Origin of the sequence: Mycobacterium sp. E3198 (assembly GCF_001667015.1) — a bacterium.
Lineage (GTDB): Bacteria > Actinomycetota > Actinomycetes > Mycobacteriales > Mycobacteriaceae > Mycobacterium.
Map to the genome: position 1 here is coordinate 1 of NZ_LZIS01000190.1, position 22208 is coordinate 22208.

Annotated in this window: 23 protein-coding genes and 1 pseudogene; 13 read left to right on the forward strand and 11 right to left on the reverse strand. The window is 66.9% G+C overall.

From position 1 onward, the window contains the following. From A5673_RS21040 to A5673_RS29245, 8 genes and pseudogenes are all read right to left on the reverse strand, one after another. Window positions 1-908 (reverse strand): MCE family protein (locus A5673_RS21040; RefSeq protein WP_156748445.1); only part of this gene is annotated, 908 nt, incomplete at its 3' end. Then, window positions 905-1987: an MCE family protein gene (locus A5673_RS21045; RefSeq protein WP_068236898.1), complete on the reverse strand. Its 1083-nt coding sequence runs from the start codon at window positions 1985-1987 to the stop codon at window positions 905-907. The genes A5673_RS21040 and A5673_RS21045, both read right to left, overlap by 4 nt. Further along, a complete protein-coding gene (locus A5673_RS21050) occupies window positions 1980-3020 on the reverse strand; it encodes an MCE family protein (RefSeq protein ID WP_068236901.1) in 1041 nt (346 codons plus the stop codon). The genes A5673_RS21045 and A5673_RS21050 overlap by 8 nt, the downstream gene beginning before the upstream one ends. Then, window positions 3017-4294 carry an MCE family protein gene (locus A5673_RS21055; RefSeq protein ID WP_068236903.1) on the reverse strand — a complete coding sequence of 426 codons (1278 nt, stop codon included), beginning with the start codon at window positions 4292-4294 and terminating at the stop codon, window positions 3017-3019. Before A5673_RS21055 ends, A5673_RS21050 begins: the two co-directional genes overlap by 4 nt. Window positions 4295-4313: 19 nt before the next feature. Further along, entirely contained in the window at window positions 4314-5159 is an 846-nt protein-coding gene (locus tag A5673_RS21060; RefSeq protein WP_066916066.1) for an ABC transporter permease, read from the reverse strand. A 22-nt stretch (window positions 5160-5181) separates the two neighbouring features. Next, complete coding sequence (locus A5673_RS21065; RefSeq protein ID WP_066915710.1) at window positions 5182-5997, reverse strand: ABC transporter permease; 816 nt, start codon at window positions 5995-5997, stop codon at window positions 5182-5184. A 356-nt stretch (window positions 5998-6353) separates the two neighbouring features. Continuing rightward, on the reverse strand, window positions 6354-7559 hold the full coding sequence (locus tag A5673_RS21070; RefSeq protein ID WP_068236906.1) for a CaiB/BaiF CoA-transferase family protein: 1206 nt from the start codon (window positions 7557-7559) through the stop codon (window positions 6354-6356). A 98-nt stretch (window positions 7560-7657) separates the two neighbouring features. Beyond that, window positions 7658-7876: pseudogene (locus A5673_RS29245) on the reverse strand (aldehyde dehydrogenase); the annotation flags it as partial. Window positions 7877-8181: 305 nt separating this feature from the next. Here A5673_RS29245 and A5673_RS21080 point away from each other — a divergent pair. The 4 genes from A5673_RS21080 (at window position 8182) to A5673_RS21095 (ending at window position 12131) form a co-directional block, all read left to right on the forward strand. Continuing rightward, window positions 8182-8883 (forward strand): SDR family NAD(P)-dependent oxidoreductase, encoded by a 702-nt coding sequence (locus A5673_RS21080; protein ID WP_068236912.1) that lies wholly within the window; start codon window positions 8182-8184, stop codon window positions 8881-8883. Window positions 8884-8907: 24 nt separating this feature from the next. Continuing rightward, complete coding sequence (locus A5673_RS21085; RefSeq protein ID WP_068236917.1) at window positions 8908-9108, forward strand: ferredoxin; 201 nt, start codon at window positions 8908-8910, stop codon at window positions 9106-9108. 134 nt (window positions 9109-9242) lie between these two features. Next, entirely contained in the window at window positions 9243-10499 is a 1257-nt protein-coding gene (locus A5673_RS21090) for a cytochrome P450 (RefSeq protein WP_369806509.1), read from the forward strand. 195 nt (window positions 10500-10694) lie between these two features. Continuing rightward, a complete protein-coding gene (locus A5673_RS21095) occupies window positions 10695-12131 on the forward strand; it encodes an alpha/beta hydrolase family protein (protein ID WP_068236923.1) in 1437 nt (478 codons plus the stop codon). A 92-nt stretch (window positions 12132-12223) separates the two neighbouring features. On the opposite strand, the gene A5673_RS21100 is transcribed toward A5673_RS21095, so the two are convergent. Both A5673_RS21100 and A5673_RS21105 read right to left on the reverse strand, forming a co-directional pair. Then, the gene (locus tag A5673_RS21100) at window positions 12224-13399 is read right to left on the reverse strand and encodes an acyl-CoA dehydrogenase family protein (protein ID WP_068236927.1); all 1176 of its coding nucleotides are present in this window, start codon (window positions 13397-13399) and stop codon (window positions 12224-12226) included. After that, entirely contained in the window at window positions 13383-14381 is a 999-nt protein-coding gene (locus A5673_RS21105; RefSeq protein ID WP_068236930.1) for an acyl-CoA dehydrogenase family protein, read from the reverse strand. The genes A5673_RS21100 and A5673_RS21105 overlap by 17 nt, the downstream gene beginning before the upstream one ends. 200 nt (window positions 14382-14581) lie before the next feature. Here A5673_RS21105 and A5673_RS21110 point away from each other — a divergent pair, with 200 nt between their 5' ends. The 6 genes from A5673_RS21110 to A5673_RS21135 all read left to right on the forward strand — a co-directional run bounded on the left by A5673_RS21110 (window position 14582) and on the right by A5673_RS21135 (window position 19641). Next, complete coding sequence (locus A5673_RS21110; RefSeq protein WP_068236933.1) at window positions 14582-14962, forward strand: carboxymuconolactone decarboxylase family protein; 381 nt, start codon at window positions 14582-14584, stop codon at window positions 14960-14962. Between the two features lie 8 nt (window positions 14963-14970). Then, the gene (locus A5673_RS21115) at window positions 14971-15864 is read left to right on the forward strand and encodes an NAD(P)-dependent oxidoreductase (protein ID WP_068236937.1); all 894 of its coding nucleotides are present in this window, start codon (window positions 14971-14973) and stop codon (window positions 15862-15864) included. Window positions 15865-16092: 228 nt separating this feature from the next. After that, the gene (locus A5673_RS21120) at window positions 16093-17184 is read left to right on the forward strand and encodes an amidohydrolase family protein (protein WP_068236955.1); all 1092 of its coding nucleotides are present in this window, start codon (window positions 16093-16095) and stop codon (window positions 17182-17184) included. Between the two features lie 29 nt (window positions 17185-17213). Next, a complete protein-coding gene (locus tag A5673_RS21125) occupies window positions 17214-18359 on the forward strand; it encodes an amidohydrolase family protein (protein ID WP_068236940.1) in 1146 nt (381 codons plus the stop codon). A gap of 1 nt (window position 18360) precedes the next feature. Further along, a complete protein-coding gene (locus A5673_RS21130; RefSeq protein ID WP_068236943.1) occupies window positions 18361-18759 on the forward strand; it encodes a Rieske (2Fe-2S) protein in 399 nt (132 codons plus the stop codon). A gap of 15 nt (window positions 18760-18774) precedes the next feature. Beyond that, window positions 18775-19641, forward strand: coding sequence for an alpha/beta fold hydrolase (locus A5673_RS21135; RefSeq protein ID WP_068236946.1), 867 nt, complete (start codon window positions 18775-18777; stop codon window positions 19639-19641). Between the two features lie 5 nt (window positions 19642-19646). On the opposite strand, the gene A5673_RS21140 is transcribed toward A5673_RS21135, so the two are convergent. Further along, a complete protein-coding gene (locus tag A5673_RS21140; RefSeq protein ID WP_068236949.1) occupies window positions 19647-20120 on the reverse strand; it encodes a hypothetical protein in 474 nt (157 codons plus the stop codon). A gap of 36 nt (window positions 20121-20156) precedes the next feature. Between A5673_RS21140 and A5673_RS21145 the strand changes: the two genes are divergently transcribed. From A5673_RS21145 to A5673_RS21155, 3 genes are all read left to right on the forward strand, one after another. Continuing rightward, on the forward strand, window positions 20157-21452 hold the full coding sequence (locus tag A5673_RS21145; RefSeq protein WP_068236959.1) for an NADH-ubiquinone oxidoreductase-F iron-sulfur binding region domain-containing protein: 1296 nt from the start codon (window positions 20157-20159) through the stop codon (window positions 21450-21452). After that, complete coding sequence (locus A5673_RS21150) at window positions 21449-21745, forward strand: ferredoxin (RefSeq protein ID WP_068236952.1); 297 nt, start codon at window positions 21449-21451, stop codon at window positions 21743-21745. Before A5673_RS21145 ends, A5673_RS21150 begins: the two co-directional genes overlap by 4 nt. Window positions 21746-21772: 27 nt before the next feature. Beyond that, on the forward strand, window positions 21773-22208 hold a 436-nt coding region (locus A5673_RS21155; protein ID WP_197518444.1), incomplete at its 3' end, for an acyl-CoA dehydrogenase family protein.

Here is a 22208-nt window from a genome sequence, read left to right on the forward strand (position 1 = left end):
AGCGCGGTCGGCGAGGTGCAGCGGTTCATCGCGGGCAGTCGTGATGCGACCTCCGAACAGGTCTCGCGGTTGGCCGACCTGACGCAGATACTCGTTGACCAGAAGATGGCGTTGAAAAACGTGCTGCACATCTCGCCGACCGCGCTCGCCAGGTCCGTCAGCGCCGCGTCCAGATCGGATTTGTTGTCATCGAGCACGCTGGTCAGCGTGGCCAGCCGGTTGTCGAACTGCACGATCTGTACGTTGCTGTCGCGCAGGGCCCCGACAAACGACTGCAGGTTCTTGATGATGTCCACGATGTTGCCGCTGCCCTCGGCGAACACCCGTGCCACCCCGGACAGTTGAGCCAGCGTCTGGCGCAGCTTCTCGCCGTTGCCGCCGCCCAGCGCGTCGGCAGCGCTGTCGATGAACCGCGATACGGACGGGGTGGACACCTTGCTGTTGGGGCCCAATTCCGTTGCCAGACGCATCAATTGGGTCTTGACCTCGTCCCATTCGACGGGCACCGCCGTGCGTTCGATCGGGATGACCGCACCGTCGTGCATGGTGGGGCCACTCGTCCGGTAGGCCGGGGTGAGCTGCACGTAGCGCGCCGCCACCAGGTTTTGGGCGACGATCACCGCCTTCGCGTCGGCAGGGATGGGCACGTTGCGATCGACGTGCATCACCAGCTTCGCCTTGGTGCCCTGCGGCTGAATCGACGCGATGGTGCCGACCTTCATGCCGGACACCCGCACGTCGTCGCCCGGATAGATCGCGGTGGCGGTCGGGAAGTACGCGGTGATCGTCGTGGGGCGAAAGAAGGTATTACGGATGGCGATCGCCGCGCCGATAACGAGGAGCCCCGCCAGCGCGATCGCCAGCCCCACCTTGAGCTTGTTGCGCGGGATCGACCCGAGCCCCGTCATGGCCGCCCTCCAGGGTCCTGGTTGAACGGGAACGGGAAGAACGCCCGCGGCCCGGCGGTGTCCGGCGGCTGGCCGGGCGCGCCGTAGGCGCGGAACCCGAAGGCGTAGTCGAACAACCACTGGAAGAATTCGAGCTGGAAAAGGTTGGGGATGAACGGGTTGTAGTAGTAGCCGCTCGAAACCGTCTCCCCCTGCGTCAGCTCGTACTTCGCCAGTCCCGGAAGCGCTTTGGCGAGATTGTCGCGGTTCTTTTCCAGGACCGCCGTCACCGAGTTCAGCTTCTCCAGCGACGGCGCCAGCTTCGCCTCGTTGTCGTGCACCACGCCGGACAGCTGCCTGGCCACCGCGGACGTGCTGGCCAGCAGCCGCACGATCGCCTGGCGCCGCGCGGCCAGCATCGACACCAAATCATTGGCGTTGAGGATCAGCGTGTTGAGCTGCTGGCTGCGTTGCCCGAGGACGCCGGTGACGTCGGCGGCCCCCTTGAGCAGCTGCCCGAGCGTCTGGTTGCGGGCGTTGAGGGTCTGGGAAAGCCGGCTGATCCCGTCGAACGCGGGACCCAGTTGCGGCGCAACCTGATTCAGCGTCGCCGACAGCGTGTCGAGGGACTGGTTCAGTGACTCGGTGTTGGTTCCTTGCAGGTCGGTCGTCAGGTCGCTGACGGCCTCGGACAGCGAGTAGGGCGAGGAGGTGCGCGAGACCGGGATGACCGCCATCGGATGCAGGTTGCCGGTGCCCGCGGAGTCGATCGTCAGCACCCGCTGGCCCAACAGCGAACCGGTCTTGATGTGCGCGGTGCTGGCCGAGCCGAGCAGGACGTTGCCCTTGGCGGTGAACGTCACCAGCACGTCGCCGTGCTGCAGCGACATGCCCGTCACGCTGCCGACCTTGATTCCCGAGATCGTCACGTCGTTGCCCAGCGCGAGGCCGCCGGCATCGGCGAACAGCGCCTGGTAGCGGACGGTGGTCGCGCGCTGCACCAGCTGATCGGGATTCAGGCCGACGGCGATGACCAGCGCGATCAGGACGGCGCCGATGAATCCGGCCTTGATCAGGCCCGCTCCGCGATACTTATTCATCGGGATCCTTCGGCTCCGCGCAACGCCCGGTGGTCTGGTGCTTGATGCCCACTTCCACTGTCCGGTACTGCAAATCGGACACCCGCAGCGCCAGCCCGCACAGGTAGTAGGGGAACCAGGCGCCGTACGCACCGAGCCTGAGCAGCTTGCGGTAGTTGTGCGGCAGCTTCTGCAGCGAGGTGTCGAGGAGGTTCTTGTCCTTGTCCAGCAGCGGCGCCAGCCGACTCGTCTGGTCCACCGTCGCCGCCAACGGCGGGCGGGCGCGGGTGAGCAGGTCCGCGATCGAGGCGGTCCCGTTGTCCAGGGCGGTGATCGCGGTGCCGATGGTGTCCCGGTCCTGGTCGAACCCGCTGACCAGTTTCTCCAGCCGGTCGATGGCGCCGGAGAACTTGGTGCCGTCCTTGTCGACGGTGGCCACCACAGTGTTGAGGTTGTCGATCAGCTCCTGCACCGTCTGGTTGTTGTCGGCCAACGCATTAGAGAACGACGTCGACTTCGACAGCAGCGACTGCAGGGTTCCGCCCTCGCCCTGGAAGACCTGGATGAGCGCCGCGCTGAGCGCGTTGACGTCTTGCGGATTAAGGCCCTGGGTAACGGGTTTCAGCCCGCCCAGCAGCAGGTCGATGTCGAGGGCCGGCGCGGTGCGGTCGAGCGGGATCTGGGCCCCGGCCGGCAGCACCTTGGTGGATCCGGGGCCGTCGACGAGCTCGAGGTAGCGATCACCGACCAGGTTGAGGTAGCGAACCTGGGCCCGGGTGCCCGTGGTGAGCACCACGCTGCGATCCGCGTCGAATTTCACCACCACCTTCTTGTCGGCGCGCAGGCTGACGCTGTTGACCGTGCCCACCCGAATCCCGGCCACCCGCACCGTCTGTCCGGGCTTCAGCCGCGACACGTCGGTAAACAGCGCCGAATACCCGTTCGTCGAACCGGTGGTGTACTGCCCGAAGATGAAGAACAGGAACACGGTCAGCACCACCATCACGGTGGCGAACGCCCCGAATTTGAGAATCATCCCGCGCGAGCCCGTCATCCGGGCATTCCGATCTGCATGGTGTTGCGCGGGGGCCCGTCGAGCGGCCCGTACAGCAGCTGCTTGAGGGCATCGGAGTTGAGCAGCAGTTGCTGGTTGCCGTACTGCGTGGGGTTGGAGCCGTTGTCCGTCACCACGAATGGCGGCGCGACGTCGAAGGGCACCACCGGAAGATCCTCGCACTGCGGCCCGCCGGTCGCCGCAACCTTGGGCAGGTTGGACGGGTAGCGGTAACGCTCGGCGCCGAGGCCGATGACGACGGTGACCTTGACCATCGGCTCGGGCAGGTCCGGCGCGTGCAGGTTCCCCAGCGATCCGGCGATGCCGCAGTACAGGGCCTGGTGGTACTTGTTGAGCAGATCGGTGGTCGGCGCCAGCAGGTGCAGGTCATCGGTCAGCGCCTGCCTGTTGCCGCCCACCACGTCATTGCCCATGTCCGCCAAGCCGATCGAGCTGATCAGGAACGCATCCAGGTTCTGTTGCTCGTCGACGATCGACTTGCTGATCCGGACGGCGTTGTCGGCGGTGGCGAGCAGGTGCGGCGCCGCGTCGGCGTAGGCGTCGCTCACCGCGGGCAGGACCTCGAGGTCGTGGCTCAGCGCCGGAAGGGCGGGCTCCTGGGTGGCCAGGAAGGAGTCGAGGTCGCGCAACATCTGGCCGATCTTGTGGCCGCGGCCGTTGACCGCCGACGCGAGCGCGCCCAGGGTTTCGTTGAGCTTGGCCGGATCGATCGTCGACAACAGCGACGTGAGTTGCTGGAATACCGTGTTGATTTCGACGGTGACGTGTTTGCCCTCGAGGACCTGGCCCGCGCGCAGCGGCTGCGCCGACGGCTCGGCGGGCGGCACCAGCTCAACGAACTTGGCGCCGAACACCGTCGTCGACGCGATATCGACGAGCACATTGGCCGGAATGAGGTGCATCTGCGACGGTTGCATCGCGAGGTGCAGGACGGCTTCGCCGTTGGGCCGCACGTCGATCGAGGCGACCTTGCCCACCTCGACGCCGCGCATCTTCACCTTCGCGTCCGGGTTCATCACCAGGCCGGCGCGCGGTGAGACGACGGTGACGGGCACGCTTGTCGTGAAGGAGCCCTGGAAGAGGCCGATCGCGACGGCGAAGATCAGGCCGATCAGCAGGATGGTCACCAGCCCGGCCAGCGGCCGCGCGTAGGACTGCACGCCGAAGTGGCGCCCGGGTGACGCGGCGACAGGCCGTGCGGCGCTGGTGGTTTCGGAACGATGGATCGGGCCCGGCCCGAGGTTGCGCGTCACTGTCCTATCACCACCTTCCCTAGCCCGACAGGTTGAAGTTGCCGTTGGTGCCGTAGATGGACAGCGAGACGAGCAGCGTCACCGATACGACCACGATCAACGAGGTTCGCACCGCGTTACCGGTCGCGACGCCGACACCGGCCGGTCCGCCCGAGGCAAAGTAGCCGAAATACGTGTGGATCAACAAGATCGTGATCGCCATCAGAACGGCCTGCAGAAACGACCACAGCAAGTCGATCGGGTTGAGGAACGTCGAGAAGTAGTGCTGATACAGGCCGCTCGACTGGCCGAACAGCACCACCGTCGTGAATTGGCTGGCGAAGAACGACAGGATGACGGCGATGGAATACAGCGGCGTGATCGCTATCATCCCGGCCGCGATCCTGGTGCTGACCAGATACGAAATCGGCCGGATGGCCATGGATTCCAGCGCGTCGATCTCTTCGTTGATTCGCATGGCGCCCAGCTGCGCGGTCACGCCGGCGCCGAAGGTGGCCGCCAAACCGATTCCCGCGACGATAGGCGCCGCGATGCGAACGTTGATGAAGGCCGCCAGGAAGCCGGTCAGCGCCTCGATGCCGATGTTGCCCAGCGAGCTGTAACCCTGGACCGCCAGGGTGCCGCCTGCGGCCAGCGTCAAGAAGCCGACGATGACCAGCGTGCCGCCGATCATGGCCAAAGTGCCCGCGCCCATGCTGATTTCGGCGATGAGCCGGATGACTTCCCGCCGGTAGTGACGGACGGCGAAAGGAACCCCGGCCAGCGCCTGGCCGTAGAACAGCGTGTGATCGCCGATTCGGCTCAGGGTGGCGACCGGCTTGTCGAGTTGTCGCGTCAGGCGCGGATAGGTGGCGCGTAGCGTGATCACGGTCTGTCCCTACACCTCCTCAGTGGCCCTTGGTCGACATTCGGATGCCGATGGCGGTGACAACCACATTCACGACGAACAGCGACATGAACGCGTACACCACCGTCTCGTTGACGGCGTTGCCGACGGCCTTGGCGCCGCCGGACACCGTCAGCCCCCGGTAGCACGCGACCAATCCGGCGATCAGACCGAAAAGCGCTGCCTTGACGCACGAAATGACAACCTCGGGCACGCCGGTCAGCAGCGTGATCCCCGCGGCGAAGGCGCCGGGATTGACGTCCTGGACGAACACCGAAAAGACGTAACCGCCCACGATGCCGATGATGACGACCAGGCTGTTGAGCAGCAGCGCCACCAGGCCCGCGGCCAGCATGCGCGGGGTCACCAACCGCTGCACGGGGTTGATCCCCAGCACCTCCATGGCGTCGATCTCCTCGCGGATGGTCCGCGAACCCAGGTCTGCGCACATGGCGGTGGAACCGGCGCCGGCAACGATCAAGACGGTCACCAGAGGGCCGACCTGGGTCACCGCTCCAAAAGCGGCACCGGCCCCGGACAAATCCGCGGCGCCGAGCTCGCGCAACAGGATGTTGAGCGTGAAGCTGACCAGGACGGTGAACGGAATGGCCACCAGCAACGTGGGTGCCAGCGCGACGCGCGCGATGAACCAGGACTGCTCTAAGAACTCACGCCACTGCCAGGGCCGGCGGAACGCGAACTTGATGGCGTCCGCCGACATCGCGAACAGTCCGCCGACGGCCTCCATCGGCTTGGACCCCCGACCGAGCGAGATGCCGCCGGTCCAGCGCTCCGGGCCGGCTCTCTTAATCGCCATCGAACCGAAGCCCTTCCCACTTTTCGAGACGGGTAGTCTTGTTCCTCGTCGTCGAGTGCTGTAAATTCGGCTGAACCGGCGACCATGAATAGGGGCCGGCCGCGGCGAAATGCGTAGCAAGCAGCCACATTCCGGCGTCCACCTCCGGCGTGGCAACCGCTACCATCCTCACGCCAGACCTCCGTTCTGTCGCGTGAGTTGGCGCTTCAAAACGAGGGGCCCCATGTCTTGAAGCGTCCGGCGATTATGACTCATGCCGCGTCCCGGCGGAATGAAAAAGTTAAAACCGTTATCGGACAGCCCATCGGGCGAAAAACGCCGTTCGGCTCAAACATTTGACACATCTCCTGTGGCACTCACGTGACGGCGCCGGCCGTCTTGAGTTCGATGATGCGGTCCCAATCGAGCCCGATCTCCATCAGGATCTCGTCGGTCTGCTCGGCGAATCCCGGCGCTGGCCCGGTGTGCGGCGCCGCGACATCGAACTGGACCGGGTTGGCGACGAGGTCGAGTTCGCCTGCGTGAACCAGGTACTCGTTCGCCCGGATCTGCGCGTCGTCGACCGCCTGCAAGGTGTCCTGCACGGGCGCCCATGGACCGGCAAGCGTGGCAAAGCGTTCGCTCCACTCGGCAAGAGTGCGGGTCGCGATCACCTTGGTCAAGATCTCGACCGCGTCCGCAGTGTTGGCGGCGATCGTCTCGACGGTGGCGAAGCGCGGATCGTCGGCCAGCTCGGGCAGGTCGACGTGCCGGCACACGTCCGCCCAGAACTTGGTGGGTTGCATCATCACGAAGGAGATGTAGCGGCCGTCGGACGTGGTGTAGAGGCCCACCAACGGATTGTTCGGCGCGCCGTGCACACCCGGCGGCGGCGCCTCCATCCGCTGGCCCAGGTGCTTTGTCAGCGCGACCGTATGCCCCATCGACCACAGGCCGCTGCCCAGCAGCGACACATCGACGACCGACGGTTCACCCGTGCGTTCGCGCTTGAGCAAGGCCGCGGCGATGCCGCCGGCGAGGTTGGTCCCGGAGATGGTGTCGCCGTAGGCCGGGCCGGGCGGCGCGATCATGCCGGGCATGCCGGCCGGGGTGATGGTGGCGGCGGTGCCGGCCCGGCACCAGAAGGCGGTCATGTCGTAGCCGCCCTTCTCCGACTCGGCGCCGCGAGGGCCGAGCGCGCTGCCGCGGGCGTAAATGATGTTCGGGTTGACCGTACGAATGTCGTCGACGTCGATGCCGAACTTCTTCCGGTGAGCGGGAAGGAAGCTGGTGAGGAACACGTCGGCCCGGCGCGCGAGCTCGTAGAGCACCTCCTTGCCCTCGGGCACCGACATGTCCAGGCCGATGCTGCGCTTGCCCCGATTGGCGTGTTCGATGTTGGGGTTGGGGTCGCCCTCGACGCGCAGCATGCCGGTCTGCCGCAGTCCGCGTTGCGGGTCGCCGGTCACGGCGTGCTCGACCTTGACCACGTCGGCTCCCCATTCGGCCAGCACCGCACCCGCCGACGGGACGAAGCCGTACATGGCGACCTCCAAAACGCGGATGCCCTCCAGCGGCCTCACGCCGAAGCCCCCACGGCAGGCACCGCGATGGTCTTGCGCTCGCGGAATTCCTCGAGCGCACCCACGCCCCAGAACGGGCTGTCGGCCCCGAAGCTTAAGGCACGGCGGGCCGCCGCGATCGCGACGCCGGCGTCCGGTCCGTGCCCCACGACGGCACCGGTGGCGGGGTCGATCGAGCGGAAGGTCCGGTGCCGGTCGGTGGTCACGAGCCGGCCGTCGATCAGCAGCCGGCGGTCGACCGGTGACTCGGGCGCGGCGTCCGCGATGGTCACTGAGGTGGTCCCCAAGGCGGTGTCAGCCGTGTCCTGCACTGGCATCCCTACTTCCCTGTGCATCGGATGTGTGTGGTGACGGTCACGATAATTTGATTCTCGTCTCCGGCGAATCTTACATTCGGGTCTCGATAATTCAAGAAACTCTCAGGAATGGGACACCGGCGCCGACCAGCGACGTTATTGCTCAGGTGTTGAGGTGGCTCGGGTCTCGCTGCAGGCCGAATGTGGTTTTAGCGCTGTGTTGCACCGCGCTCCGCGGCGAGAGTAAGGTTCTCATAATTGCAAGGGAGATTCTTTGTGACTGAGACGGCCACCCGTGGAGTCGAGGCTAGCTTGGTGCGCGGAACGTGAAGACCGCCGTTGTCACCGGTGGCGGGTCCGGCATCGGTCAAGCAGTCGCGCAACGCCTGCGCGCCGACGGCCTTGACGTCGCCACCATCGACCTTCGACCGTCGGAAGCCGAGCTGGCTTTCACCGCCGACGTCACCGACCGCTCGCAGGTGGATGCGGCGCTGGCTGCGATCCGCGCCCGGCTCGGGCCGGTGACCGTTCTGGTCAACGCGGCGGGCCTCGATGGCTTCAAGCGCTTCGCCAACATCACCTTCGAGGACTGGCGGCGCGTGATCGACGTCAACCTCAACGGCGTCTTCCACACGATCCAGGCGGTGCTGCCCGACATGGTCGAGGCCGGGTGGGGGCGGATCGTCAACATCTCGTCGTCGAGCACGCACTCCGGTGCCCCCTTCATGAGCCACTACGTGGCGGCCAAGTCGGCGGTCAACGGCCTGACCAAGTCGCTGGCGCTCGAATACGGGCCCAGCGGCGTCACCGTCAACGCCGTGCCACCGGGATTCATCGACACCCCGATGCTGCGCGCCGCCGAACAAAACGGGTTCCTCGGCAACATCGAGGAGACCATCGCTCGCACCCCGGTGCGCCGGATGGGCAAGCCGGAAGACATCGCGGCGGCGTGCGCCTTTCTGATTTCCGAGGAGGCCGGCTACATCACCGGCCAGATCTTGGGTGTCAACGGCGGCCGCAACACCTGACCAGAAAATTTCGAAGGAGACACCGTGAAGGTCTGGGTTGATCCGGAACGCTGCCAGGGGCACACCCTGTGCTCGATGATCGCTCCGGATTCCTTTCAGCTCAGCGACATCGACGGCAGTTCGTCGGCGATCGACGAGGTGGTGCCGGCCGACAGGGAGGACCAGGTCCGCGAGGCCGCCCACTCCTGCCCGGAGCAGGCCATCATCATCACGGATGAAACATAAAGGGAGACAACGCCTTGAGTGTCGACGACAGCGTTGATGACAAAGTCAGCGACAGCGACCGTAAGCGGAATCGGTATCAGTTCGATCGGCATTCCCCGGAGTACCGCTCGCAGTTCAAAAACATCACCGAGGAGATGCACGCCCGGTGCCCGATGGCCTGGAGCGACACCTACGGCGGGCATTGGGTGGCGGCCGGCAGCCACGAGGTCTTCGAGCTGGCCCGCTGCCCGGCGGTCTCCAACGATCACGACGTGAACAACGAACGCCGCGGCTACAAGGGCATTTCGATCCCGACGGCCAGCCGCATCAATGGCATCCGGGGCGGCATCCTGGAGATGGACAACCCCGAACACAAGACCTACCGCTCGGTACTCAACCCCTACCTCTCCCCGGCCGCCGTCAAGCGCTGGGAACCGTTCATCGACGACGTGACCCGGGCCTGCCTCGACGAGAAGATCGAGGAAGGCCGCATCGACTTCGTCGACGACCTGGCGAACATCGTGCCGGCCGTGCTGACGCTGGCGATGATGGGCATCCCGCTGAAGAACTGGCAGATGTACAGCGAGCCAACGCATGCCGCGGTGTACACCCCGGAGCACTCCCCGGACATCCAGCGGGTCACCGAGATGCACCGGCAGATGGGGATCGACCTGATCAACAACATGATCGAGATCCGCAACCATCCGCGGCCCGGCCTGGTCAACGCCCTGCTCGAGATGCGGATCGACGGTGAGCCCGCGCCGGATCTGGAGATCATCGGAAATCTCGGATTGATCATCGGTGGCGGTTTCGACACGACCACGGCGCTGACCGCCCACTCGCTGGAATGGCTGTCGGAGAACCCCGACAATCGGGAACTGCTCAGCAAGCAACGTGAAACGCTGCTCGACGCCGCGACCGAAGAGTTTCTCCGCTATTTCACCCCGGCGCCGGGTGATGGCAGGACCTTCTCCGATGACGTCGAGCTCGACGGCATCAAGTTCAAAGAGGGTGAGCGGCTTTGGATTTCGTGGGCGATGGCCAACCGTGACCCCGCGGTGTTCCGCGACCCGGACGAGATCATCCTCGACCGCAAAGGCAACCGGCACTTCAGCTTTGGGCTCGGCCTGCACCGCTGCGCCGGGTCAAACGTCGCGCGCACCGTATTCAAGTCCATGCTCACGGCGGTTCTCGACCGGATGCCCGACTACCGGTGCGACCCCGAGGGCACCGTCCACTACGAGACCATCGGCGTCATCCAGGGCATGCGCAAGCTGCCGGCCAGCTTCACCCCAGGCAAGACGCTGGGCGCGGGCCTCGACGAGACGCTGGACAAACTGCAGCGCGTCTGCGACGAGCAGGAGCTGGCCCGGCCGATCACCGAGCGCAAAGAAGCCGCCGTCATCGACTGACGGCTTCCCTCGCGAGCAGACACAAAATCGCACTAACCACGCCCCTATCGTGCGATTTTGCGTCTGCTCGCCCCTTACCGGCGCCGCGATCTTTCCGTCGCCCGGGCTCCAAGAATCCTTGGAGGCTTCGTAGAGGCCGGCATTTGACCCTTCTCTCAGCACGCGGATCGCCAGCCGCTGGGAGGAGGAACCACGATGCAGCTGACGCTGAGCAACCACATCTCGCTGATCCACGGCTGGGCGCCGCTGACGGTCGAGGTCGTCACCGCGGTCGCGCTGGCGCTGGCCATCGGCTGGCGGTCGCGCCGCTGGCGCCGGTTGTGGCTCCCGTTGGCCGCCGGCGTGGGAGGCGCGGCGGCCGGCGGGGCGCACTGGCACATTGCCGCCAGTCTCAACACCGGACCGGCGCCGCGCGCGCTGTACGTGTGGGTGGCCTTGGTCGGCATGGCCGCGGCCGTGCTGATCCTGGGCTGGCGCGGGGCGCGTTGGTGGCGGCGTGCGCTATCGATTGTGGCCGTGCCGCTGTGTCTGCTGTGCTCGCTGCTGGTGCTCAACCAATGGGTCGGCTACTTCCAGACGGTGCAGAGCGCGTGGGATCAACTCACTGCCCGCCCGCTGCCTCACCAGGCCGACAAGGCCACCGTCGCCGCGTTGGCGGCGACGGGCACCAAGCCGGCGCACGGCAGCCTGGTGTCGGTGCAGACTCCTGACGATGCATCGCGTTTCAAGCACCGCGAGGAACTCGTGTACTTGCCGCCGGCATGGTTCGCGAGCTCCCCCCCGCCGCAGCTGCCCACGGTGATGATGATCGGCGGCGTGATCAACACACCCGCCGACTGGGTGCGCGCCGGCAACGCGGTCGAGACGGTCGACGCCTTTGCGGCGGCGCACGACGGCAACGCACCGGTACTGGTGTTTGTGGACCCGAGCGGGGCGTTCGGCAACGACACCGAAGGCGTCAACGGAACCCGCGGCAACGCCGCCGACCATCTGACGAAAGACGTTGTGCCCTACATGATCTCAAACTTCGGCGTCAGCCCCGACCCGGCCCACTGGGGCGTTGTCGGCTTTTCGATGGGTGGCACGATCGCCGTGGACGTGACGGTCATGCACCCGAACCTGTTCAGCGCGTTCGTCGACATCGAAGGCGACCTGACCCCCAATACGGGAACCAAGGCGCAGACCATCGCGAACCTGTTCGGCGGCAACGCCGACGCGTGGGCGGCGTTCGACCCGACGACGGTGATCAACCGCCACGGCCGCTACACCGGCGTGTCGGGTTGGTTCGCGATCTCTTCGGGTGGCTCGCCGACGCCGAGCCGAGATGTCACGACCGTCGACAGCGCCGCCATGGCCCTCGCCGGGCGCGGTGCCGCCGCCGACCCGGGCAACCAGGCCGCGGCCGCCGGCTCGCTGTGCGCGCTCGGCCGGGCGAACGGCATCGACTGCGCCGTGGTCGCCCAACCCGGAAAGCACGACTGGCCGACCGCGGGCGCGGTCTTCAACACCGCGCTCCCATGGCTGGCCGGCCGGCTGGGCACCCCGGTCGCGACCCGGATTGCGTTGCCGGGAACGGAATCTGCGCCCGCGCAACCACACCACACGGAGGCGGTGGCTCACCCACAGCACTAGCGTTGGAAACCCGCATGCCCGCCGAACGTCACGCCAGCGTGGCGCTCGACGCCCAACGTCACGCCAGCGTGACGGCGGACGACCTGAAGGCGTCAGCCGCGCGGTAGGCCGAGCACTCGCTGCGCGATGATGTTGCGCTGAATCTCCGAAGTGCCGCCGGCGATCGTCCCCGAAAAGCTTCGTGCGTAACGCTCAAACCAGCTGGCGAAGTAGTGATCCAGGTTCATGTGCGCATACGGTCCGGTCAGGGCCGGGTGGACGAGCCCGTCGGAGCCGGCCGACGTCAGAGCCAGCTCCATGCCACGCAGCTCGGCCTCGGACCCGAGCAGCTTGAGCACCGAGATCGCCGCCACGTCATCCTCGCCGCGCGCCGCGCGGGCCAACGCCACCGAACCCACCAGCCGCAGCGCCTGCTTGTCCATGATGGTGCTGGCGTACTGGTCGCGCTCGACGTCGGTGCTCGGATGGAAGTCGTCGATCATGTTGTCCAGGCGATCGGCGAAACCCAGCCACATCATCGTGCGTTCGTGCCCCAGCGACCCGTTGGCCACCCGCCAGCCCTGGTCGAGCTCGCCGACCAGATTCTCCGCCGGTACCCGCACGTCGGTGAAGAACACCTCGTTGAAATCCAGGTCGTCGGCACCGCAGATCGACGGGAACGGCCGGCGCACCAGCCCCGGGCTGTCCGTGGGGATGATCAGCGCGCTGATTCCCTTGTGCTTCGGCGCATCCGGGTTCGTCCGCACGAAGGTCAACAAGACGTCGGCGTCGTGCGCGCCGGACGTCCACACCTTCTGCCCGTTCACGATGAAGTGGCCACCATCGAGCACCGCGCGGGTGCGCAGCGACGCGAGATCCGAGCCCGCGCTGGGTTCGCTCATCCCGAGCGACGCGGTGATCTCGGCCCGCAGGATCGGCACCGCCCAGCGCCGCTTCTGTTCGTCGCTGCCGAACGACAACAGCGAGGCGCCAACGATGTTCACACCCTGCGGGTTGAAGCTGTGATAGATCCGGCGGCGGCTGAGCTCCTCGAGGTAGACGAACTGCTGAATCACCGACGCGTTGCGGCCGCCGAATTCCGGTGGCTGGCTCGGCAGCAGCCAGCCGTTGTCGAACAGCAGGCGCTGCCAGTCGCGCGCCCACTGCGGCATGTGGGAGACCGACCGGGGCCGCTCGAGCGTTTCGCTTGCGTCAGGCAGGTTTTCGTCGAGGAACGCCGCGAACTCCGCCCGGAACGCCTCGACGTCGGGATCAAAAGTCAGCTGCACGGTACTCCTCGGCGATTCGCGCCCGATGTTGCGCCGCGCCGCCGAGCATCAGCTCGCCCGCCTTGGCCCGCTTCAGCGCGAACTGCAGGTCGTTCTCCCAGGTGAAGCCCATCGCGCCGAAAAGCTGTAAGCCATGCCGGAATACGAGCGACTGGCACTCCCCCGCCGACGCCTTGGCCATGGCGGCGGCGAGCCGGCGCCGGGGGTCGTCGGCCGCGATCGTCAGCGCGGCGAAGTAGGCCAGCGCCCGGGCGCGTTCCACGGCGATGTGCATGTCGGCGGCCTTGTGCTGGACGGCCTGGAAGGAGCCGATCGGCACGCCGAATTGCTGCCGGTTGCGGACGTGCTCGAGGACCATATCGAGGATGCGTTGGCACGCACCGACCGTCGTGATCGCCATGCCCGTCAGCGCGAGGTGGTGCGCGCGCTCGGCGTCGACGGTGAGCCGGGCGCTGTCGGGCACGCGGACTTCGCCGAACGACAGGTCGGCGACATGCAGGACCGGGTCGAACACCGCGGAGCGGCGCGCCGACACCTGGTTGGCCGCGACGACGAACACCCCGGCGTCGGTCACGACGGCCAGCCGGTCGACCCGGTCGCCGTCGAGAACGTGGCGCGCCGTGCCGTCGAGCACCCAACCGTCGGCGTCCCGGTGCGCGCAGACCCCGCCGTACACGGCGGTGCCGGCCTCGTGCGGGTCGAACCGGTCCGCGGCCAGCGGGGCGTACTGGCTCATCGTCGCCAGGAAGGGGGTGGGGTCGGTCGCGCGCCCCAACTCCTCGAGCACGATGGCGAGCTCCACGGCGCCGGCCGGCTCGTTCAGCTCGGTCCAGCCCTGGTCGACATACGACTTCCATAACGGGCTCGGGTCGACGCCGTCCTCCGCCACGCTGCGCACCAGCGACGGCGGGCACTGCTTGGCGACGACGTCGCGAACGGTCTGCTGCCACAGCCGCTGATCAGCATCGAACTCCAACAGCATCCGGGCCGCCTCCTGTCGTCACCGCCGTCGCGAGAATAACATTCTCCGAGACGGAAGCGGTAATCTCGAAAACCGGTTATGGGCTACCCGACCACCACGCGTCCCGCGACCAACCAGCACTCGGGATACCGATGGCGGCTCCGTGCTGCTATACGAAGGTCATATCAGGAGAGCGCCCGGAGCCGTCAAAGGAGAGAGCATTGGATCGCGAAACCTACCAACGAGGACTGGAAATCCGCTCCGCCGTGCTGGGCGAGGAATACGTCAACCGGGCGCTGGCGAACGCGAGCGACTTCACCAAGCCTCTGCAAGACCTCGTCACCGAGTACTGCTGGGGTGCGGTGTGGGGCCGCGAGGGGCTGGCCCGCAAGACCCGCAGCATGCTCAACCTGGCCATGATCTCGGTCCTCAACCGCCCCAACGAATTGCGCACCCACGTCAAGGCGGCGCTGACCAACGGCGTGACGCGCGACGAGATCCGCGAGATATTCCTCCAGGTCGCGATCTACGCCGGCGTGCCCGCCGCCGTCGACAGCTTTCGCATCGCGGGTGAGGCGTTCGCCGAGGCGGACGAGGGCTAGGGCCGGCGATGCAGATCGGGTTCATCGGCTTGGGAAACATGGGCTTTCCCATGGCGGTTCGCCTCGTTCGCGGCGACCACGAAGTCGTCGCGTTCGACACGCGCGCCGACGCGCTCGATCGGATCGTGGCGCTCGGGGCGCGCGCCGGTTCGTCGCCGAAGGACGTCGCCGATCGCGCCGAAACCGTCCTGGCCAGCCTCCCGTCGCCGGCCGCGTCGCTCGAGGTGGCGACCGGCGCCGACGGGGTGATCGCGGGCTCGAGGGTCAAGCGCTATGTCGACCTGTCGACCGTCGGGAGCCAAGCGGGGACCCGGATCCATGGCCTGCTGGCCCGACGCGGCATTGCGGCGATCGACAGCCCCGTGAGCGGCGGGGTCGGCGGGGCCCAGAACGGGTCGCTCGCCCTGATGGTGTCCGGGCCCCGCGACGAATTCGACGTTCTGCGAACCGCGCTCGAAACGCTCGGCAAGCCGTTCTACGTCGGGGACAAGCCGGGCTCGGCGCAGACGATGAAGCTCGCCAACAACATGCTGGCGGCCAACGTTTTGGCCGCCACGGCGGAGGTCGTCGTGATGGGCGTCAAGGCCGGCTTGGACCCCGAGGTGATGATCGACGTGCTCAACGCCGGCTCGGGCGGGACGAGCGCCAGCCGCGACAAGTTCCCGCGCGCGATCCTCCCGCGAACCTTCGATTACGGCTTTGCCACCGGGCTGATGGTCAAGGATGTGCGGCTCTATCTCGACGAGGCCCGGTCGCTGGGTGTGCCGGCCCAGATCGCCGAAACCATCGGCGGGCTCTGGGAGGCCTGCGCGCGCGACGAGGGCCCGGACTCCGACTTCACCACGGTCATCAAGCCGTTGGAAAAGGCGGCCGGCGTGACGGTGGCTCGGCGCGCCGGCTAGCACGTCGATCCGTCTCCGCGGCCCTCGGTCAACGCGCGAGAATGGTATTATCCAGTTTCAAGAACGATACTTGCGAACACGACCAGGAAATCGCCTGCTAGCAGGCACGATGATTAAACGAAATGCTTACCGGAAACCCGTTGATTGACCGTTGAACAGAATGTTAGGTTATCTATCATATGGCCCGCCTGGGTTCACTTTGGCTGACCGAGCCGAAGGATGGCTTTCGTGATCGAACACCCTGATGGCACTCGCACACCGCTGATCGACGCGAGCGTGCACATTTTCTTCCCGTCCAACCGAGCCCTGCGGAAGGCGCTGCGCGAGCCGTTCAAGAGCCGCGGCTTCCCCGACTACGAGATGGACTGGTACGGGGCTCCGGGCGGCGAGTACGCGCCCAATACGGAGGGCCCGGACGGTCAGTACCCCGGCTCGGACCCGGAATTCGTTGCCCACGAATTGTTTTCGAAGCGCGGCGTCGACGTGGCGGTCCTGCATCCGATGGGGCGCGGGATCATGCCGGACCGGCGCCTGGGCAGCGCGCTGCATGCCGCTCACAACGAGATGATGGTGTCGGACTGGCTGGAGTCCACCGAGTTCGGCGAGCGCTTCCGCGGCACCATCCGGGTCAACCCCGACGACATCGCCGGGGCGCTGCGGGAGATCGAGAAGTGGCGTGGGCATCCGCGCGTGGTGCAGATCGGTGTGCCGCTGCAGTCGCGCGAGGTCTACGGCAAACCGCAGTTCTGGCCGCTGTGGGAGGCCGCGGCCGACGCCGGCCTGCCGGTGGCCGCCCACATCGAAGTGGGCAACGGGATCATGTTTCCGCCGACGCCGTCCGGGAACACCCGCACCTACGAGCAGTACGTCAGCTTCATGGCGCTGAACTACATCTATCACCTGATGAACATGATCGCCGAGGGCGTCTTCGAGCGCTTCGCCGGACTCAAATTCGTCTGGGCCGACGGCGCGGCGGACTTCGTGACGCCGTTCATCTGGCGTATGGACACCTTCGGCCGGCCGCACCTCGAACAGACGCCGTGGGCGCCGCGCATCCCCAGCGACTACCTGCCCGGCCACGTCTATTTCGTGCAGGGCAGCCTCGACGGCCCCGGTGACGTCGAGTTCGCCGGCGAATGGTTCGGCTTCACCGACAAGGAAGACATGGTGATGTTCGGCTCCAGCTACCCGCATTGGCAGTTCGGTGATGCCAAGAAGCTGCCCACGGCGCTATCGGCCGAGCAGCGGGAGAAGGTGTGCTGGCGCAACGCGGCGGGGCTGTACGGCATAGACATCCCCGCGGGAGTGGGCGCACAGTAGAAGTAAGACGTGAGACTGAGGAGATTCAAATGACGTTGACCCATTCGCAGGAGCGGGTTCCCGCTGCCGAGCGCATAGCGGTCCGGTGCGTCGACTCGGACGTCCACCCGGCGCCCAAGCGCGGCGAGCTCGTTCCGTACATCCCCGAGCCCTGGCGCAGCAAGTACTTCCTCAACCGCCACGTGGGCGAGTTGATCTACTACGACGCCCCGGATTACGCGCACAGCTATGCGATGCGCGTGGATTCGTTTCCGCCCAATGGCGAGTTCCCCTGCAGCGACCCGGATATGGCGTTCCGCCAGCTGATCATGGAGGCCGGCTCCGACATCGCGATCCTGGAACCCGCCGCCTACCCGGCCCGGCTGCCCGAAGCGCAGCACGCGATGTCGTACGCGTTGAACGACTGGCAGGCCAATCACTGGCTGGACAGCCATAACAACTGGCACGAGCGGTGGCGCGGTTCGATCTGCCTCGCCATCGAAGAGCCGGAGGCCTCGGTGCGCGAGATCGAGCGCTGGGCGGGGCATCCGTTCATGGCGCAGATCCTGATCAAGGCCGAGCCGAAGCCGTCCTGGGGCCACCCCAAGTACGACCCGATCTGGGCCGCCGCGACCAAGCACGACATCACGGTCAGCTGCCACCTGTCGCGCAGCCAGTACGACGAGCTACCGATTCCGCCCGTGGGATTCCCCAGCTACAACCACGACTTCATGGTGACCTACTCGCTGCTGGCCGCCAACCAGGTGATGAGCCTGATCTTCGACGGCGTTTTCGACCGGTTCCCGACGCTGCGGATCGTGTTCGTCGAGCACGCCTTCAGCTGGATCCTGCCGCTGATGTGGCGCATGGATGCGATCTACGAATCGCGCAAGTCGTGGGTGGACATCAAGCGCAAGCCGTCGGAGTACGTCAAGGACCACATCAAGTTCACCACCCAGCCGCTGGACTACCCCGAGGACAAGACGCAGCTGACCCGCGCGCTGGAATGGATGGAGTGCGAGAAGATCCTGCTCTTCTCCTCGGACTACCCGCACTGGACGTTCGACGACCCGCGCTGGTTGGTCAAGCACCTTCCGAAGGCGGCCCGCGACGCGGTGATGTACAAGAATGGCATCGCGACCTACCACCTGCCCGAGACCGTTCCGGTCCTCGAGGGTCAGACCCGGGTGCTCTGAATTGACGGAGGACACCAAACGGCCCGAGCCGCGTCTCGCCCAGGGCCGCGAGCACGTCGTCGCCACCGTGGACGAAATCCCGCCCGGCACACACAAACTCGTGCCGATCGGGCGGCACGGCGTCGGTGTTTACAACGTCAACGGCAGCTTCTATGCCATTGCGAATTATTGCCCCCACCAGGGCGGCCCGCTGTGCTCGGGACGCGCACGCGGGCGCACGATCGTCGACGAGACCGCCCCGGGCGACTCGGTCATGGTTCGTGACCTCGAGTTCATCTACTGTCCCTGGCACCAATGGGGTTTCGAGCTGGCGACGGGTACGACCGCGGTCAAGCCCGAGTGGAGCATCCGCACCTATCCGGTGCGCGTCGTCGGCAACGACATTCTGGTGCAGGCCTAACTACAGGAGAATCGGGTGCCTTCAATCGAGATCAACGGGGGAAACGTCGTCTACGAAATCCTGGGCGAATCGGGCGATCTCATCGCCCTGACGCCGGGCGGCCGGTTCAGCAAGGAGATCGAGGGCCTGCGCCCCCTCGCCGACGCACTGGCCGCGGGCGGGTACCGGGTGTTGCTGTGGGACCGGCCCAATTGCGGCGCCTCCGACGTGCAGTTCTACGGTCAGAGCGAGTCGCACATGCGGGCCGAGACGCTGCACAAGCTGGTGACCGGGCTGGGCTTCGAGCGCTGCATCCTCGCCGGCGGCTCCGGCGGCGCAAGGGATTCCATGCTGACCACGATGCTCTACCCCGAGATGGTCACCAAGCTGGTGGTGTGGAACATCGTCGGCGGCATCTACGGCACCTTCGTGCTGGGCTCCTTCTACATCGTCCCCAGCATTCTCGCCGTGCGCGGCACCGGGATGGACGGCGTGGTGAAGGTGCAGGAGTGGCGCGATCGCATCGAGGAGAACCCGAACAACAAGCAGCGCTTCCTCGACTTCGACTCTGGCGAGTTCCTCAAGGTGATGCTGCGCTGGCTCAACGCTTTCGTGTCCAAGCCGGGGCAGACGATTCCCGGCGTCGAGGACGAGATGTTCGACCGGATCAAGGTGCCCACCTTGATCATTCGCGGCGGCGAGAACGACATGGATCATCCGAAGCGGACGTCGCTCGAGGTCAGTTGCTTGATCAAAGGATCGAAACTCATCGACCCGCCGTGGCCGGAGGACGCCTGGGAGCGCGCGTCCGAGGACCGCGCGGCGGGCCGGGTGCAGCACTTCAACATGTTCGACACGTGGGTGCAGGCGGCGCCCGCGATCCTCGAATTCCTGGGATCGTGATGGCGCTACACGGTACGAATGTGAACCTCGCAGTTGAGCGACGCCTCCAACGCCGTGTGAACCCGGCTCTCCGGGATGCGGTCGAGGTCCCGCTCACGCAGCGTCACGTACACGATGTCGAAGCCGTCGTCGCCCGGAGTCCGCTCGATCTCGCCGGTGAGCCCGAAGCCGGACAACACACCGTGCGCGTCGTCGTCTGTTCCCCGGCTGATGAAGGTGACCACGCCGGGCACCGGCCTGGTGCCGAATGCCTTGGCGCACAACTCAATCGCGGCGTTGCGCGCCGCGTCGCCGTCGTCGGCCGCGATCAGCAGTTCGACCTCGCGGCGGCCCACGGGCATGGCCGCGAGGTCGTTGTGGACCACGTCGGCGCCCACCGCACCGGCGAGCTCGAGGAGCACAGCCATGCCCTCGCGTAGCTGCGCGGCGGTGAACGCGCTTTCCGGATCGACGTTGACGCGCACCACCGCAGTTCGCATGTGCGCAAGCCTAACCAAGACGATGGCGGGCCGGCCGTGAACACCACCCAATCCACGGCGATCACCACCGCCGCGCCGCCCGGACTCGAACCGCGGCTGCTGGTCGAACAGCGCGAGGACCTCGCGGCGTATCGACGCCTCGGCGGATACCGTCCGCTGGCCGACGCCGACGAGTTGCTGGGCGAGGTGGAATCCAGTGGGCTGGTCGGCCGCGGCGGTGCGGCCTTTCCGCTGGCGGTGAAGTTGCGCGCGGTGCGCGACAACGGCCGCATCGCGGGCGGCACCGTGGTCGTCGCGAATGGCGAAGAGGGAGAACCCGCTTCGATCAAGGACCGCTGGCTGCTGCGCAACCGCCCGCACCTAGTGCTGGACGGGCTGCGGTTGGCCGCCGTCATCGCGGGCGCCCACCGCGTCTACGTCTATGTGTCCGATCCGGAGTCGGCGCACAGCGTCGAAACCGCGCTCGGCGAGCTTGAACCGGACGCGCTGGGGGGCCTCGACGTCCGCATGTTGACGGTGCAGCCCGGATACGTGGCCGGCGAGGAGACCGCCGCGGTCCGCGCGATCAACGGCGGCCCGGCCAAGCCGACGGACAAGCCGCCGCGCCCATTCGAAGCGGGCGTCGGCGAGCGCCCCACGCTGGTGAGCAATGTCGAGACCTTGGCCAACCTGCCCTTCCTGCAGTGCCACGGTTCGGCCGCGTTCCGCGCCCAAGGCACCTCGCTGTCACCGGGGACCTTCCTGGCCACCATCACCGGGGCCGGCCGGCCGCCGGTGCTCTACGAGCTTCCGCACGGCCTGCCCTTTGCCGAACTGCTTGCGCTGCATGGCGTTTCGCCTGACCAGGTGCGCGGCGCCCTGCTGGGTGGCTATTTCGCCGGCCTGCTCAACCGCTCCGTGCTGGAGACGACCCTGGACCACGAGACGATGCGGCGGCTCGGCAGCGGCCTGGGCTGCGGCGCGATCTCGGTGATCACCGACGACTGCCCCGTCGCGGTCGCGGCGTCGGTGCTGGCGTACTTCGACCGGGAAAACGCCGGGCAGTGCGGGTCCTGCTTCAACGGGACGGCGGCAATGGCCGCGGCCGCCGGTGCGCTCCGCGACGGCGCCGCGACGACCGAAGACGTCGAGCGGTTGCGCCGCTGGTCGGTGCTGCTGCGGGGACGCGGTGCGTGCGCGACGCTGGACGCCGCCACCAACGTGGCCGCCAGCCTGCTCGGGCAGTTCCCGGACGAAGTCGCCGCGCATCTCGGCGCCACCTGCCCCGACTGCACCCACGGCGCATTCCGTGCCGACCGTCCCTACGAGGCGGAGGCTGTGAGGCAAGCATGAGGATTCGGCTGGACCGCACCGTGTGCGACGGCTTTGGCATCTGCGCCAAGTACGCGCCCGGATACTTCTCGCTGGACGACTGGGGGTACGCGTCCCTGATCGGCGACGGCACCGTGGCGGAGTCGGATCGCGACGCGGTCATGCGCGCGCTGATGGACTGCCCGGTGCACGCCATCGCCGAGATCGGCGAGCGCATCTCCGCCGCCCCTCAGCTTGCGCTCACCGACGCGGAGGATCCCGCCGCGCACCTCAAGACCGAAGAGAACGAGGCGGAGTGGGGATTCACGCGTTGACCCGTCGCCGCCGGCACCCGTAGTGCCGTGCAACTCACCTTCGACGCCGAGGTAGAAGACTTCCGCGCGGAGTTTGTCGCCTTTCTCGCCGAACATCTGCCGCCTCAGGCACAGGCCACCGAGCGGCCCTCGTCGACGTCGCACGTGCCCGAATGGTCACGGCGCTGGCAGCGGCTCCAGTTCGAGCACGGCTGGCTGCTGCCGGGAAACCCACCCGAGTTCGGCGGCCGCAACGCCACCATCCTGCAGCAATTCGTGCACCGCGAGGAGCTGTCGCGACGTCGGATCTACCACTGTTTCAACCCGCAGGGCGTCGGCATCATCGCGGCGTCGCTGCTCTCCTTCGGGACCGACGAGCAGAAGCGGCGCTGGGCGGTTCCGATCCTGCGAGCCGACATGACCGCGTCTCTCGGCATGAGCGAACCCGGGGCGGGGTCCGACCTGGCGGGGCTGCGGACGAAGG